This is a genomic window from Bacillus sp. FSL K6-1338 (assembly GCF_038006965.1).
GTDB lineage: Bacteria > Bacillota > Bacilli > Bacillales > Bacillaceae_G > Bacillus_A > Bacillus_A thuringiensis_S.
The window spans coordinates 1,608,936-1,624,390 of record NZ_JBBOWI010000001.1 but is presented as its reverse complement, the minus strand read 5'-3'; the positions used below and the strand labels follow the sequence as shown (position 1 = coordinate 1,624,390).

Below are 15,455 nucleotides of genomic sequence, written 5' to 3'. Positions count from 1 at the left end.
CGCTATTACACTTCAAGTTCGTTCGTCTGAATTAAATAGCGCATAACTTCAATTACAGCTACGTATAAATCTTCTGGAATCGTCTCATCTTCCTCGACCTGATAATATAAAGAACGAGCAAGCGGACGGTTTTCCACCATTGGTATTTCTTGTTCACGGGCAAGCGTTCGTATATATAATGCGAGCTCATCTTCCCCTTTTGCAACGACAATTGGTGCTGCATCAACGTGTTTATTGTAACGAAGTACAACCGAAATATGCGTCGGGTTGTTCACAATAAACGTTGCACCATCCATCTTCTTCGCGATTGTCCCTTGCAAGATGGCATGCATAAAGTTTTTTCGTTTCCCCTTTACTTGCGGGTCCCCTTCATTATCTTTATGCTCCCTTTTTACTTCTTCTTTTTTCATCTTAATATCTTGCTCGTACTCCCATCTTTGATAAATGAAATCGATAATAGAAAGAACGATTAAAATAATTAAAATGGCTAAAAAGATAAATTTAATTTGGCTAATAATTTCAGTAAGTGACGCTGTCCAGTTAAATCCAATCATACTAACAATCTTCTCTAAATTCTTTTTAAAGAGAACGTACGAAACGTAACCGATTAATCCCATGTAAAACAGTGATTTCAAAATATCTACTAAACTTTTACGACTAAACAATCTCGTAAAATAGTTTTTCGGATTAATACGTGACGCTTTCGGTTTAATGACTTTAGAAGAAAATAGGAAGCCGACTTGAATCATATAATTGAATAAATGAAAAGCATATACGAGTATTAATATCGGAGCCGATACTTTCAGTAATAAAATCCCCATTAAATAAAAATACTCGGTTGAATCTGTATTTTTTCCAATTTGATCAAACAGCACCGCTACGGAATTTGCAATCTCATAACCTAGCCAATCTCCGAAGAAATAAACGACAACTGCTAATACGAGAATGGAAAATAAATTATTTAAATCTTTACTCCGGGCAATATTCCCTTCTTCACGCGATTTTTTACGCTTCTGCGGGGTGGCCTTTTCTGTTTTATTATCCTTTGCCATGCGCGTCCCCCTACTTCGTTAAGAAAAAGTTAAATAGTTTCGTATATTCTTCAAGTAATACATCCGTCATATTTTTAAACACATAACCGAGCATCGGTACACTCATCGCAATAAACAAAATACCACATGTAATTTTAATTACGTATGCATTCATAAAAACGTTTAATTGCGGAGCGTTTTTTGCAATTAAAATTAGAACAAAATTAATGATGAATAAACTTCCCATAAGCGGCAGAGCAATTTCAACCGCTGATGTGATCGCAAATAATAACGTTGCGAGTAGACTATCTAAAAAACTAGTCGTCAACAATTTTGAAATCGCCTCTGTATATTGAAACGACTTTAAAATAGTGGCAACGAAATAGTTAATGCCGCCAAGTGAAATAAAAATAATGAGAAAAAATATATCAAAAATGGTTGATAGTAAAGTAGACTGTGAGCCTGCATTTACATCAAACAAACTTGCTTGTGATAAACCAATATCAAAGTCTAAAATATGCCCTGCCATTTTCGGAATGTTCCACAGCATTTCTACAATTTTTGAAAGTGATAATCCAATTACAATTTGCGTTCCTGCATAAGCTGCAACGTCCCAAACTGTCTTGATGTGAGAGACATCCACTTGATCGGCCACTGTAATTGAAAGAGCAAGTCCAACTGTAACCTTCGCCATTGCTGGAATGGATCGGCCTGAGAAAAACGGTAAAAAATATAAAAATGAAGTAATGCGACAAAACGCAAAAAACGTCGCCGCCCATAATTCCATATTCATTTCAGTTCACCTATCTTAGTACGAACGCAATAGCGATGGGATTTTATCAAATAAATCTAAAATAAGCATCGTTAACTCTTGGAACATCCACGGACCTAAAATGATAATAACGAGCACAATACTCGCCATTTTCGGTAAAAACGTCAGCGTTTGCTCTTGAATTTGCATCATTGCCATAATAACCGCGATAATAATAACGACAATCAGACTTACAACGGCAATCGGCATTAAAATCATAACCCCTTTATAAAAAAAGGTTTGGAAAATATCTATAATTGGTGACGTATTCATTTATATGACTCCTATCACATAGCATCAAACGCTTCAGGCGACCGTCTTAAACATAATATCGACAATTTTTGTATATCCACCTAAATATACGAAAACGAGTATTTTAAACGGTAAACTTAAAATCATCGGCGGTACCATCATCATCCCGAGGTACATTAAAAGTGTACTAATAATCAAATCTATAAATACAAACGCTAAATAAATGAACATCCCTGTTAGTAAACCTTTTTGAATTTGCGTTAACGTAAAGGATGGTACAAGTGTAAATAAGGAAAGATCTTTCAAATCTTTCGGCAACTCTTCTCCGCGTACTTTCAGCATCATTTTCAAATCATGCTTATACGTATGCTTTGACATATATTCTTTCATAATAGGAGCTGTCGTTTCCGCAGCTTGACTTACTGTTATTTTCTCTTTCGTCATCGGATCCCACACATCGCTCTTCAGTTGCCCGAGTACAGGCTGCATCGTAAAGAGTGATAAAAATAATGCAAGTCCAACAAGCACTTGGTTTGGTGGTAAATTCATTACCCCAAGTCCTTGACGTGTAATCCCAAGAACGATCATAAAATAAGTAAAATGTGTAAATAATAGAACGATAGAAGAAGATAATGATAAAAGGGTAACGAGCGCAAATAGTTGTACACTTGAATTACTCGTAAACTCTTTTCCATTTTCGAAATTAATAAAACCGTTCGGGGCCGCATACGCTGGATTTACAAAAATAATTGAAAAAACGATAGAAAATACGAAAATAACGGCTAATAATGATAACTGTTTCTTTATTCTCATGATGGATCCTCTACTTTTTTCGTTTCAGTCTTCACCGCGTCTTCTAGTGCTTGTTGAAACTGATTTCCTGTTCCGGTTAATTGCACAGACTGCACACCGTTATTACTAATAACAGTGAACACTTGCTTTCCGTCCACTTCAAATAAAAAGGCACTCGTTTGATGATTTAAATACACGCCGTCTTTTACTTGAATATGGCCATTTTCACCCTGCTTAAAAAACTGCTGTTTGCGCGTCTTTTTTGTCATATAATATGCACCGTAACCGAGCGCACCAAACAGTAAAACGACTTGAAATAAGGTCGTCATATACGACATATGACTCCTCCTCTACTCTTTATCTTGCATTTGACTTTGCGCTTTCATAAGCGCCGCTTGTTTCTTGTCAGCTTCAATTTCAGAAATGATAATACCGAATTTCTCGTCCATTACGATTGCTTCACCGATGCCGACTTTCATATTACTTAAATACACATCTACTTTATGTCCTAAGTTTTTCTCTACTTCAAGAACATCGCCAACTTTTAACTGCTTTACATCACCAAGCGTAATAGATGACTTTCCAAGCTTTACACCAAGTTCAATCGAAATATCTGAAACAGTATCGATATGTGCTTTGCCTGCTTCATTTCGCTTTCCTGCAAAATCTTCTAATCCCATTAATGACACAGGAGATACTTCATGCTTCATATGGATCCTCCTACTCTACAAAACTTTTAAATAGGAGCGCCTTACGCGTTCCATCTTTTCCAATAAAACAATTAAATTTATGCTTTCCATCTACATAACCAAGTAATTCATCCGAAACTTTCGTATGAAGCGGAATAATATCCCCTTCTTCAATTTGTTCAATCTCACTCATTGTCATTTTCTGCTCACCAATCGCAACGTGAACAGGTTTGTACACTTGATTTACTTTCACTTCCACTTCAGACGTATACTTCCTACGTTTATCCGAAGAATGTTCGACAATATTTTCAGACGTTAACTTATCCATAATTTCTTCAACAGATAAGAACGGAATCCCGATACGCACCGTCGTATTCCAAAAATCTGTTTTCATATTTACATTAAGTAATGAAATGATATCGCTCGCTGTCGTAATCTTTAGTGCATTCGGATCTGTTTCCGTCGTTACAAATTTCGGTTCAATCGCAACAACACTTTCAAATGATTGCTCTAAATTTTTACAAAGAAGCAAGAATATATTATCAAGCGTTAAAAACTCAAATGCTGTTAACGGTCTGCGCATCGTAAAGTTACGCTTACTATCTCCGCCAAGCCAACATTCATGAATATAAATAACGAATGCTAAATCAATCTCAATAACAATTTCTCCAAGCTCTGGTAAACCGAGATCAATTACGCAATATAAATAATAATCTTTCGGCATTTTCTCCACATACTCACTCGTAAATGGAACTTGCTCAACCGTTGAAGGCTCTAGTTCAATTGGAATACGCATACGCGCTGATAACGTCTGTGACGTCTGTTTCCCAAAAGTAGAAGCAATCGCTTGCAAACTACGTAAATGCTCAACACCGAACTTCTCTGGTCTATTAAAATCATACTCTTGAAATTTCTCTTGCTTTCCTGCTTCTTGTGCGAAAGCTGGCATTTCCTCGCCTTCATTTACCGCCTTCAGCAGGGCATCAATTTGCTCTTGGCTTAATTTTTCGCCACTCATGACAATCCCCTTCCCTACCTTTTCAATTCAACGATTTCAACGTACATCTTCCCATTCTTCGTCAAAATCTTTCCGGTTCCAATCTCTTCATTCTCAAGCATAAGACGCACCGTATTTTTCGTTGAATTTTCAAGACGATACAATGTACCTTTCGTAATATGAAGCAGATCTTCAATTTTCTTTTTCGTATTTCCGATTTCAAAATAAATTGTTAACGGAATATCATCTTGTAATTTCAAATCTAGCCAACTCCCATATCATGTTCACGAAAATTTCATGTTCTCTCTATATATGAAACTTCTTATTTTGAAACGTCGATATTTAATATTTTTTTAATATATCCTTGCGTTTCTTTAAATGGCGGTACGCCTCCGTACTTTCTCACATTACCAGGACCAGCATTGTAAGAAGCAAGTGCCAATACTAAGTCGCCGTTATTTTTCTTTAAATAACCGCTTAACTCTTTCACGCCACCTTCAATACTTTCAGCTGGTGAAAATGGATTCTTCACACCCATCTCTTTCACATTCGCTGGCATAAGTTGCATAAGACCCATCGCACCTGCATGTGACACCGTTTTCGGATTAAAATTAGACTCTACTTCAATCATTTTTTGAATTAACGTTTTCGGAATTCCGTATGTACGGCTAGTGCGATCAATAATATCCTCATACTTCCCTTCATTGGAAGAACGTATTTTTTGAATATTATACTTCTTCGTTAATTCCCACGTATCAGCAGCCTCATTTTTCGTTTCTGGGAAACGTCGTTCAAACTCTTTTTGCGCAACTTGCACTTCATCTGCTTTCTTCGTTTCAACCTTTTCTTCAGGCTTACTCGCTTCCTCTACTTTATTAATAGTTTCTGCCGGTTTATTAACAACCGCTTCTATTTTCGTAGATTGTACCGGCTGACTCATATCCTCTACTTTTGCCGGCTGCGTAGTTTCTTTCGTCTCCTTCGCAGGTTCACTCTGCAACTTCTCTTGAAAACGACTACTCACAAATGCTTGTGGACTACTTAACTTTTGCTGAATTTGTCCTTTTTTATATGCAAGCACTTCTTTTACTATATTTCCAACTATCATAATATCACCTTTTCGGTAAACAAAGATAATCTAATATTAGAGTTTTTTTTTAAAGTTTGCAATAATCCTTTTAATAATTATGTAATAAAAAAATGAATATATTGTTAAACTGTTATTTTTTTATATTTATTAATTCGAATTTTTAGTTGACACCCGTTGTAGCAAGGATTACAATAAATCTCGAAATTGATTTTTTCGCATATTACCGTTTTTCAATTTGCAGAAAAGTCAATATAAAAAAATGGGGGTTTCTTAACATGAGAATTAATACAAACATTAACAGCATGCGTACTCAAGAGTACATGCGCCAAAACCAAGCAAAAATGAGCAACGCTATGGACCGTTTATCAAGCGGTAAACGTATCAACAACGCTTCTGACGATGCAGCAGGTCTTGCAATCGCAACTCGTATGCGTGCACGTGAAAGCGGATTAGGAGTTGCTGCTAACAACACACAAGACGGTATTTCATTAATCCGTACTGCTGATTCAGCAATGAACTCAGTATCTAACATCTTACTTCGTATGCGTGACCTTGCAAACCAATCTGCAAATGGTACAAATACTAACGAAAACCAAGCTGCATTAAACAAAGAGTTTGATGCATTAAAAGAACAAATCGATTATATTTCTACAAACACTGAGTTCAATGATAAAAAATTATTAGATGGTTCAAATAAAACTATCGCAGTTCAAACATTAGATAATGCTGATACAAGTAAGCAAATTAACATCAACTTATCTAATGTTTCTACTAAAGAATTAGGACTTGATACTTTATCTATTGGAACTGAAAAAGTAGAAAAAACAGTATATGATGCAACTACAAAAGCATTTGCTGATCTTGGAGCAAAAACAGGTACTGATAAAGCAGCATTTGCTGCAGATGTAACTGCTGCTATGAAAGAATTTGATAAGGTTAAACCATTCATGTCTGCAGACGATGTAAAGAAAATTGAAACGAAACTTGAAGATTACAATAAAGCAAATGATGCTGGTGCCCAAGCTGCTGCACAAGCACTTGGTAAAGAATTTGCTACATTAACAAAACTTGAGACTACAGATCTTAAAGCTAATGCTTCTGGTGCAATCGCATCTATCGATACAGCATTAAAAAATATTGCTTCTAACCGTGCAACTCTAGGTGCTACATTAAACCGTCTAGACTTTAACGTAAACAACCTGAAGAGCCAATCTTCTTCTATGGCTTCAGCTGCTTCTCAAATCGAAGACGCTGACATGGCGAAAGAAATGTCTGAAATGACTAAGTTCAAAATCTTGAACGAAGCTGGTATCAGCATGCTTTCTCAAGCAAACCAAACTCCACAAATGGTTTCTAAATTATTACAATAAGCCATTTGAGTTAGTTTCCTGAATAAACCTCTCTGCTTGCGGAGAGGTTTATTTTTTCTATATAGATAGATTATTTATAAAAGATTTCTTTTTTTATGTGGAAGAGAGCATCTGCGGCGCATAGAAGCGGTTAGTGCTTATCTTGATCCCCTCTTATTCTAAAACACAAATAGCAAATAAGCATAAGTCTTTTTTTCTTTTCATAACCGTTTATTAGCTTTAGAACACTAACTATATTAATCTATAAGGAGTGTCTATTATGCGTATTGGTACGAATTTTTTGAGTATGAACGCTAGGCAATCGCTATACGAGAATGAAAAACGTATGAATGTTGCGATGGAACATTTGGCTACTGGTAAGAAGTTAAACCATGCTTCTGATAATCCAGCTAATATTGCGATTGTGACTCGTATGCATGCGAGAGCAAGTGGTATGCGCGTGGCGATTCGTAATAATGAGGATGCGATATCGATGCTTCGCACAGCCGAAGCTGCCCTTCAAACTGTGACGAATATTTTACAGCGTATGCGTGATTTAGCCGTTCAATCCGCAAACGGTACAAATTCAAATAAAAACCGTGATTCACTTAATAAAGAGTTTCAATCTTTAACAGAACAAATTGGCTATATTGGCGAGACGACTGAGTTTAATGATTTATCCGTATTTGACGGTCAAAACCGCCCAGTTACATTAGACGATATCGGTCATACAATAAATATGACGAAACATATTCCCCCTTCCCCTACACAACATGACATCAAGATTTCAACAGAACAAGAAGCAAGAGCTGCAATTCGTAAAATTGAAGAGGCTTTACAAAATGTATCACTTCATCGTGCCGACCTTGGCTCTATGATAAATCGTTTACAGTTCAATATTGAAAATTTAAATAGCCAAAGTATGGCGTTAACAGATGCTGCATCTCGAATTGAAGATGCGGATATGGCGCAGGAAATGAGCGATTTTTTAAAGTTTAAATTGTTAACTGAAGTTGCACTTAGTATGGTTTCACAAGCAAATCAAATACCGCAAATGGTTTCTAAACTACTACAATCGTAAAAGTTCATCTTCCATCTTTGGAACGATTCCATACAAAATAAAAGGGAAATACATATAAACTATGTATCTCCCTTTTATTTTGTACCCAAATTTTTTTACTGTGTTACGGTCATAACTTGTCCACTACGATCAACCATAATTTTCATTTTACCGTCTTGTGCATTATATAGCCCTAGTTTATGTAATTCCATTTTACAATCTTGTACGAAAGTTGGTAATTTACGAATTTGATCGATATCAGAACTTGTAATGAAATGAATTAAAAGCTGCGTCATGCCTTTAATATCTTGTACAAGCTCTTCTTTCTCTCGTTTTAACCTTTCATTTTCTAGTTGTAACGACTGCAATTCACCTTCTAGACTACGTGTATTCTTTGCTTCTCTAGAACGTCCTGCTGCCATGCTAGAAAGCTTATAAATACCTTCCATAAACTGATGTAGTTCGTCTTCTTTCCTTTCACTACATTGATTAATTGTTTCAAAGTTATCAACGATACCAGATATAACTGTTACAAGATTTTTTTCATCCTCTTTATGCTGGATTTCTTCTTTTAATTCGTACTCATTTTCTTGTTTTCTTGCAACGATTGTCTCTTTTACTGGTATATATTTTCGCTTTCGTCCGGGTTTTTGTTTTTCAATATTTTCAAACGGTATTTCACGTTTTTTCAATTTATAATACGTATTTTGCAATTGACTTTCTGTTTTCGGAAAAAGATTTAGTTCATTTTTACTTACGTATTTTGAAATATTTAAAATGTTTAAACCGTGACGTTGACAAAATTGATACACTTCATAAAGTAGCTCTAGTTCAGACTTCAGCCATGTAATTGCTGATTTTTCATATGCGCGCATCCCGCCATTTTTTTCTATATCTATTTGAAATAATACCATTCTATTATGTAAATCAACTAATTCTTCATACTTTACTTGGAATTCTTTTTCTATTTTTTTTAATTCCACCTCTAGTTGCATATCGTTCATTTTATTATTTGACATGTTTTGTAAAAGATCTAATACATTAATTGCTGTGTGGTGATACATAATCTGTGCCACTCCCCCTCATCCTTTCACAATTCTCATCTGACTCCCATGTCTTTTAAGAAAATAGCAATTTTTACATATCCATATTATAACAGTTCGAAATTATCTGTCAAATAATAAACATACAAAAATGTATAGAAAGTATAAAAATTTGGAAAATGTTTTTTATTAATATGTAAAATTGCATATTAATTACATTTAATTATATTATATGGTATTTTGAATACTTTTTCACCGAAAAAATTTGCGTTACCACGAAATATAACTAAAATAATCCCAAAAATACGTTCGCTTATATTTTTAAATCAAAAATCTTCAAATGAAGATTTTACTTACATACAGCGACAAACACCTCAGAAACCTTTCATTTTTTTGCCAGCTTAAAGTATAGAATACTAAAAAGGAACTAACCAATGCTTACACATGGCTAATTCCTTCCTCTCTCTAACAGAATAGAGTTATAAACCCAATCTTCAAATCCTCAATCAAAGTCTCACTTCTTCTTACCTAAAACTACTTCATACCTCTGAACTCACATCGCATAAGACTCTATTAAGCACTGAAAACTTCCTTACATAAGTAGTTCCTCTATTCCTACTAAATAGAAACATGTTATACACCAGCTCTTCTACTTACCTATAACCATTCCATATCTCTGGTCTCAACATCGCATAGGACTCTATTAAGCACTGACCCGCTCAACACTTGGCTAGAGCTTCTATTCCGGCTAAATAGAAGCTTTTAAAGTACTAACTTATCAACTAAACCAATTAGCTCTTGAATATCTGGCTTACTTACTTGAGCATTTGCTCCTACAGCTTCACCTTTATGGAATAATTCATTTGTAATTAATGAAGAGAAAATAATGACAGGTAAACGATTCATTACTTCACTATCCTTAACCACTTTCGTTAAATGATGTCCATCCATTTTTGGCATTTCAATATCCGTAATTAGCAAGTGAATATGTTCAAACATTTTCTCGCCTTGCTCTTTCGCTAATTTTTCAATTTGCGCTAACGCTTCTGCCCCATTGCTGAAGAAGTTCATTTTCGTATATCCAGCTGATGATAATGTTTCTTCTAATATTTGGCGAAGCATCGCTGAATCTTCTGCAATATAAATTACTTTTTCAGCTCGATCTGTTTTTTGTTCTAACCCTGCAATTGATTTATTGTCATAACCAGTGCCGCTAATTTCACATACAATTTTTTCATAATCTAATAGTAAGATGATTTTTCCATCTAGTTTTACAATACCAGATGTCGTTTCTTCTAGTCCCATAGATAATGAAGCTGGTTCATCAATTTGTTCCCACGAAATACGTTGAATACGATGCACCTCATCAACGCGGAAAATAACTTTCATTTGGTTTAATTCTGAGATGATAAATTTCGTTTGATCAAGTGGCTTTGTTGACTTTAAATTAAGAGCCATTGCCAAGTTAATAACAGGTAAAATTTCACCACGTACTTGAACAACACCTTCAACTGCATGATGAGATTCTGGCACAGTTGTAACAGGGAATGGATTAATGATTTCACGTACTTTCATTACATTAATACTAAATAGGTTTTCACCAACAGTGTACGTAACAATCTCTAATTCATTTGTTCCGCTTTCTAATAAAATACTTTGTGCTTGTGACATAAAGGTGTCGCTCCCCTTCCATTAATTCCGTATATCTAATTATTAAGCTTTATAAAAGCGAAAAAGTCAACTACCTATATAAAAAATATAGATAGTCGATCGATTCATTTTACAAAAAAACAATTAATCTTGTATAAACGAAGCAAGTGCCTCTAATAACACTTCTTGTGCTCCTACAACTTCCGTCGGCATTGCTTCCCATTTTTTCGAAAGCTCGGTCTCTACTCTTATTCTCAGCTCAGAATTCATTTCTGCTAGCACATATTCTTTCGTTGCTATATCAACATCAAGTAGCGCAAGTGCATATAATTCCGGGTCATTTATTTTTTCGAATAATCGTTTTAATACCACCGGTGCTATATGTTTTAATTTTTCAATATGAATTTCCTTATCCGAAAATAGTAACTCATATTGAATAAACGTAACATTTTCTTTAATCACTTTAAAATAGCAATTATTTTTTTTATCATTTACAAAATAACCGTTTGGATCGGCAATAATACTCTCTACTTTACGGATTAAATCTGGCAAACTATTCGCCGCCATTACAGTCCGCTGCTCAACCTCACTCGGCGAAATGAATGTAACGCGATACTTATTTTGCGCCATCCTCCTCACCTCTCCTTTTATAGAAATTCAGTCTAATTGTATACTACAACTACCTTAAATTAACTTAAAACTATTTTATACTACCACTTCTTACACTACCACACTACTCTAGTAACGCTACATATCTCTGGTCTTACACATCGGTCGGGACTCTATTAGGCACTAACCGCTCCAAAACATCGCCAGGTCCTCTCTCAAAACCTAAAAAGTGCTTTTAAGAACCTTTCAATAACTCTATGTTATTAAACCAAAACGCTATCTGCTGATCCGTAATATTTGGCAACATAACAAAAAACTCACGACACTTCATCTCATCCTTAAACAGTTGATACTTCCAAACGCTATCGCTACCAACACTTATGAAATAAAACTCATGGATACGGCCAATGATTGCTTGTTTTTCGCCAAATGAATACGGAGGCACTTGCTTAATTTCAAATTGATCTGGTAAATATACATGCTCTTCTCGTTCTATTTTTAATACTTGCTCGGCAAGTTCACGTTTATTTTCGAAAAAAGGCAATTGTAAAATTCGCTCTTGTCTTGTCATACGAATAAAAAACCCTTTCTACTCCATTACATTTTTCCCATGCGATATATTATCGAATTAAGTTTACAACTTCATTTAATACTTCATCTGAAACTTTAATTACTTTCGCATTTCCTTGGAATCCGCGTTGGTATAACATTAAGTCAACGAACTCTACAGATAAATCTACGTTTGCACCTTCTTGTGCACCACCGCGTACTTTACCTGCACCATTTTGACCAGATGCACCAAGTGCTAAAATACCTGTTGTATTCGTCGCTGTATAGTTACCATTACCTGTTTTCATTAGTCCGCCTTCGTTCGGGAACATCGCAACAGCTAATTGACCAGCTGATTTCATACTTCCATCAGAATATTTTACCATCACATATCCACCGTCAGCAATGAAGCAATCTTTAACCGTCGCTGCTGCTCTACCATCTACGTCTGTTACTGATAATGTTTTATCTGTTGGATGGTTTGTTAAATGACTTAAGTCTAATTTTATAGAGCCGCCATCAAATGGAATATTGGCCCCTTGCTCTTTCGGATTTGGATTTCCAACAGCATCAAATGTCATATTACCACCTGCACCTGGAACATCTTTAAACTCTGTTTCTTTTTTCGAGTCATTACGCATTTGTACTTTATATGTATAATTATGTTCGCTCGTTTGTTTAAACTCTACACGCATTGTCCATGTATTCCCCGCATTATCATATACAGGTAAATCTTGTGTGATTTGTTTTTCACCAGTTGGAATATTCCCTTTAATTGTCCCTTTCGATGTTCGAATACCACCAATTGCTGTTCCCATTGGAATTTGCAACGGTCCTGGAATTCCAGATAAATCAACTTCACCAGTTGCCTCATTTGCAGGGTATGCAAATACGTATTGACCTTCAGTATTCGTAATATAGTAATCTGAAGATATCCCAAACGTACCTTTACGAGTAAATTCCATATTTCCGCCCTTTGAATCACCTACAACGAAGAAACCATTACCTTCCATTGCTGCTTGTGTTTTGCCACCTGTTAACGTAATTGTACCATCACTATAATCCGTAACCGTACCACTCATTTTCACACCGTTACCAATACTTTTCGGATTCGTTCCTGCGTATTTACCGTCACCTTTTGCACCAATCGAATTGTTATATAGTAAATCATCAAACATTGCTTTTTGTTTTTTATAACCTACTGTTTGTGCATTGGCAATATTATTTGAAGTTACACTTAATGCATTTTGTGTTGCATTCATTCCTGTAATACTTGTATATAACGCTTTAATCATAACGTATGGACACTCCTTATGAATTTGTAGTTTTTACTTCTTCAGTTACTTTTTGATCGTCTTTCTTTGCGTCTTCTGGGTTCGTTTCCCCAATCGGTTTATCAGACACTCTCTCAACGAAACGAAGAGATACAACCTTATTATTAATAACGAGCTGTACATCGTTATTTTCCGCAAGGCGAACCGTTTCTACTTGACCGGTTACTTTGTTTCCGTCACCGTCAACACCTCTTACGTATTTACCTAAAAACTTCATTCCACCATCAAGTGCTGTTGAATACATCGTTGATTGCAGCTTATCTACTGCTTTCGTCATATTCTGTACTTGTTCCATAAGAGATAACTGCGCTGTCTGATTCATCATTTGATTCATATCCATCGCATTAAATGGATCTTGATGTTGGAAACTTGATAAAAACAATTTTAGGAAATCATCTTTCCCCATTACCCCAGGAGTCTTTTGCGCTCCTGCCGAAACTCCATTACTTTGTTGCACTGGCGATTGTACACCATTAACAGGTACATTACTTTTTTGCGCTCCTGCTTGTAACGGAATATGATTTGTACTCGTTGTATTTAATCCAACTGTTGGCACGCTTTATTCCTCCAATAATCCCGCAAATTCTGTTGATTGTTGTTTTTCATGATTTGTATTTGCTAATTTCTGTTTTTGCCTTTGCTCTTGTTCTCGCTGTTCTTTACGATTTTCATCTTTATCTGAATAGCTAATTTGAATATTGATTTCTTTTTCTTTTAACTTTAATTTCAATTCATCAAAAATGATTTCAACACGTTTTTTCGCATCGTGTTTTTCCATTTCTACGTGAACATCAATTTGATCTCCGTGTTTTTTCATAAACACTGTTAATGTACCAAGTTTTTCTGGATTTAACTGAAATAAAACACGTTCTTGTTTCACTACAAATTTTTGCAGCGCTTCTACTTGTGCTTCCATTTTCTTTCCTAAGTCAGGTAATGAAACTTTCTCAGCACCACTATTTGATTTCCCTACTTGTTCGGTACTCGTCGTTTTATTTAATAACTCTGCACCTGCAGAGCTCGAATCATTTAATGCATCAACCTCTGGCAACTCTACCTTTGCATCATCGCTCTCAAGTTTCGGAAGATCTACCTCTTTAGACTCTTCTTGTTTCTTTGCAATATTACAAGTTTCTGTTTCTACAACTTTCAATGCTTGCATCGTTTGCTCTGGCATCTTCATTTTGTCTAATACCATTTGCATTGTATCTTCTAAACATATAGCATTTTTGATATTCATATTTGAAAGAAGTTCTTGTAATTGTTGTAATTCAGCTGCAGGTAATTCATTAAGTTTAATATTGCCATATTCTTTATATAGCTCTTGTATTTTTTGTATGTATTGATATAACAATTCCGGCTGCACATGTAATTGCTCAATTGCAACCATTTGCTCAGATACAGCTAATAACAACTGTTCTGTCTCTTTTTTTTCTTCTTTCTTTACAATAGGCTCTTCTTTCGTTACCGATTTTTTAGAAAGAATATAATCTTTTTTCTCTTCTGTTGGTGCTTCTTCTCGTTTCGTTTTCTCCGTTTGCGGCTGTTTTTTATTTTCCATTCTCATCGTACGATCGAATGAAGAATCTTCATTTTTTGATTGTACTTCTAGCCCTTTTTCTTTTTGCGGAGGTAAACTTTGTTGCACCGGTAATACAGACTGTATCACTACATTCACCTCATCCATTCATACACATTTTCAAATCCAGAAGCATTTTTTCTTCCAGCTTTTCTTGTGCTTTCGCAAGCTTTTTGCAATCTTCTTGATACATCTCATCAATGACACGTTCTTTTTCTTTTACTTGCTCTAAAAGGCTTTCATTTTTTTGAATAAAACCTTCCGTTTTTTTAATTTTTCGATTCCATTCTTCTATTCTTTCAGGTGAAAACGTATGTGAAGAAAGCATGCCCGCCATAATACGTTGCCCAGTTTGTACGACTTTACTACGCGATTTCACAACATATAAATCAGATTCTTTTTTTTGTTCTATTTTTCTTTTTTCAGCTGTTAATTCATACACTTCTTTTAAAATATTTTCTTTTTCTTGATTTATTTGCAATTTTATTGTGTCGTACTGCTGTTTATCCACCTGTTTTCATAGCCCCTTCCTATTATAACGTTCTCTTTTTCTATTATATAGTTTTTTTCCAAAAAAATCTGTGAAATATTAAAAAACAAAAAAATAAGACCTCTTAGGC

General features: G+C 35.2%; 19 protein-coding genes. 2 read left to right on the top strand and 17 right to left on the bottom strand.

The window, feature by feature from the left end:
- Positions 1-5 precede the first annotated feature (5 nt).
- The 9 genes from flhB to NZ044_RS08570 all read right to left on the bottom strand — a co-directional run bounded on the left by flhB (position 6) and on the right by NZ044_RS08570 (position 5,680).
- Positions 6-1,052: a flagellar type III secretion system protein FlhB gene (gene flhB / locus NZ044_RS08610; RefSeq protein ID WP_001040121.1), complete on the bottom strand. Its 1,047-nt coding sequence runs from the start codon at positions 1,050-1,052 to the stop codon at positions 6-8.
- A gap of 10 nt (positions 1,053-1,062) precedes the next feature.
- Entirely contained in the window at positions 1,063-1,824 is a 762-nt protein-coding gene (locus NZ044_RS08605) for a flagellar biosynthetic protein FliR (protein ID WP_001055718.1), read from the bottom strand.
- Between the two features lie 15 nt (positions 1,825-1,839).
- Positions 1,840-2,115 carry a flagellar biosynthetic protein FliQ gene (locus NZ044_RS08600; RefSeq protein ID WP_001098080.1) on the bottom strand — a complete coding sequence of 92 codons (276 nt, stop codon included), beginning with the start codon at positions 2,113-2,115 and terminating at the stop codon, positions 1,840-1,842.
- A gap of 33 nt (positions 2,116-2,148) precedes the next feature.
- Positions 2,149-2,907: a flagellar type III secretion system pore protein FliP gene (locus NZ044_RS08595; RefSeq protein ID WP_001220582.1), complete on the bottom strand. Its 759-nt coding sequence runs from the start codon at positions 2,905-2,907 to the stop codon at positions 2,149-2,151.
- Entirely contained in the window at positions 2,904-3,224 is a 321-nt protein-coding gene (locus NZ044_RS08590) for a hypothetical protein (protein WP_000121178.1), read from the bottom strand. Before NZ044_RS08590 ends, NZ044_RS08595 begins: the two co-directional genes overlap by 4 nt.
- 12 nt (positions 3,225-3,236) lie before the next feature.
- Positions 3,237-3,596: a flagellar motor switch protein FliN gene (gene fliN, locus NZ044_RS08585; RefSeq protein ID WP_000680010.1), complete on the bottom strand. Its 360-nt coding sequence runs from the start codon at positions 3,594-3,596 to the stop codon at positions 3,237-3,239.
- A 10-nt stretch (positions 3,597-3,606) separates the two neighbouring features.
- Complete coding sequence (gene fliM / locus NZ044_RS08580; RefSeq protein ID WP_000012361.1) at positions 3,607-4,593, bottom strand: flagellar motor switch protein FliM; 987 nt, start codon at positions 4,591-4,593, stop codon at positions 3,607-3,609.
- Between the two features lie 14 nt (positions 4,594-4,607).
- Positions 4,608-4,832 (bottom strand): flagellar motor switch protein FliN, encoded by a 225-nt coding sequence (locus NZ044_RS08575; protein WP_000775712.1) that lies wholly within the window; start codon positions 4,830-4,832, stop codon positions 4,608-4,610.
- A 62-nt stretch (positions 4,833-4,894) separates the two neighbouring features.
- Positions 4,895-5,680, bottom strand: coding sequence for a lytic transglycosylase domain-containing protein (locus NZ044_RS08570; protein WP_086402968.1), 786 nt, complete (start codon positions 5,678-5,680; stop codon positions 4,895-4,897).
- A 257-nt stretch (positions 5,681-5,937) separates the two neighbouring features.
- Between NZ044_RS08570 and NZ044_RS08565 the strand changes: the two genes are divergently transcribed.
- A complete protein-coding gene (locus tag NZ044_RS08565; protein WP_098506777.1) occupies positions 5,938-7,032 on the top strand; it encodes a flagellin N-terminal helical domain-containing protein in 1,095 nt (364 codons plus the stop codon).
- 259 nt (positions 7,033-7,291) lie between these two features.
- Positions 7,292-8,092: a flagellin N-terminal helical domain-containing protein gene (locus tag NZ044_RS08560; protein WP_098506778.1), complete on the top strand. Its 801-nt coding sequence runs from the start codon at positions 7,292-7,294 to the stop codon at positions 8,090-8,092.
- A gap of 95 nt (positions 8,093-8,187) precedes the next feature.
- Here the strand turns inward: NZ044_RS08560 and NZ044_RS08555 are convergent, their stop codons facing one another.
- From NZ044_RS08555 to NZ044_RS08520, 8 genes are all read right to left on the bottom strand, one after another.
- Positions 8,188-9,135 carry a DNA-binding domain-containing protein gene (locus NZ044_RS08555; protein WP_016077902.1) on the bottom strand — a complete coding sequence of 316 codons (948 nt, stop codon included), beginning with the start codon at positions 9,133-9,135 and terminating at the stop codon, positions 8,188-8,190.
- 741 nt (positions 9,136-9,876) lie between these two features.
- Positions 9,877-10,785: a chemotaxis protein gene (locus NZ044_RS08550; protein ID WP_000075943.1), complete on the bottom strand. Its 909-nt coding sequence runs from the start codon at positions 10,783-10,785 to the stop codon at positions 9,877-9,879.
- 123 nt (positions 10,786-10,908) lie between these two features.
- Positions 10,909-11,394 carry a hypothetical protein gene (locus NZ044_RS08545; RefSeq protein WP_000068302.1) on the bottom strand — a complete coding sequence of 162 codons (486 nt, stop codon included), beginning with the start codon at positions 11,392-11,394 and terminating at the stop codon, positions 10,909-10,911.
- A gap of 214 nt (positions 11,395-11,608) precedes the next feature.
- Positions 11,609-11,944 (bottom strand): DUF3964 family protein, encoded by a 336-nt coding sequence (locus NZ044_RS08540; protein WP_000198166.1) that lies wholly within the window; start codon positions 11,942-11,944, stop codon positions 11,609-11,611.
- A gap of 49 nt (positions 11,945-11,993) precedes the next feature.
- Positions 11,994-13,217 (bottom strand): flagellar hook protein FlgE, encoded by a 1,224-nt coding sequence (locus tag NZ044_RS08535; protein WP_000588320.1) that lies wholly within the window; start codon positions 13,215-13,217, stop codon positions 11,994-11,996.
- 16 nt (positions 13,218-13,233) lie between these two features.
- Entirely contained in the window at positions 13,234-13,812 is a 579-nt protein-coding gene (locus NZ044_RS08530; protein WP_001143462.1) for a flagellar hook assembly protein FlgD, read from the bottom strand.
- 3 nt (positions 13,813-13,815) lie between these two features.
- Positions 13,816-14,925, bottom strand: a complete 1,110-nt coding sequence (locus tag NZ044_RS08525) for a flagellar hook-length control protein FliK (protein WP_044306869.1) — start codon at positions 14,923-14,925, stop codon at positions 13,816-13,818.
- 10 nt (positions 14,926-14,935) lie between these two features.
- Positions 14,936-15,346 carry a cytoplasmic protein gene (locus tag NZ044_RS08520; RefSeq protein ID WP_098506779.1) on the bottom strand — a complete coding sequence of 137 codons (411 nt, stop codon included), beginning with the start codon at positions 15,344-15,346 and terminating at the stop codon, positions 14,936-14,938.
- Positions 15,347-15,455 lie beyond the last annotated feature (109 nt).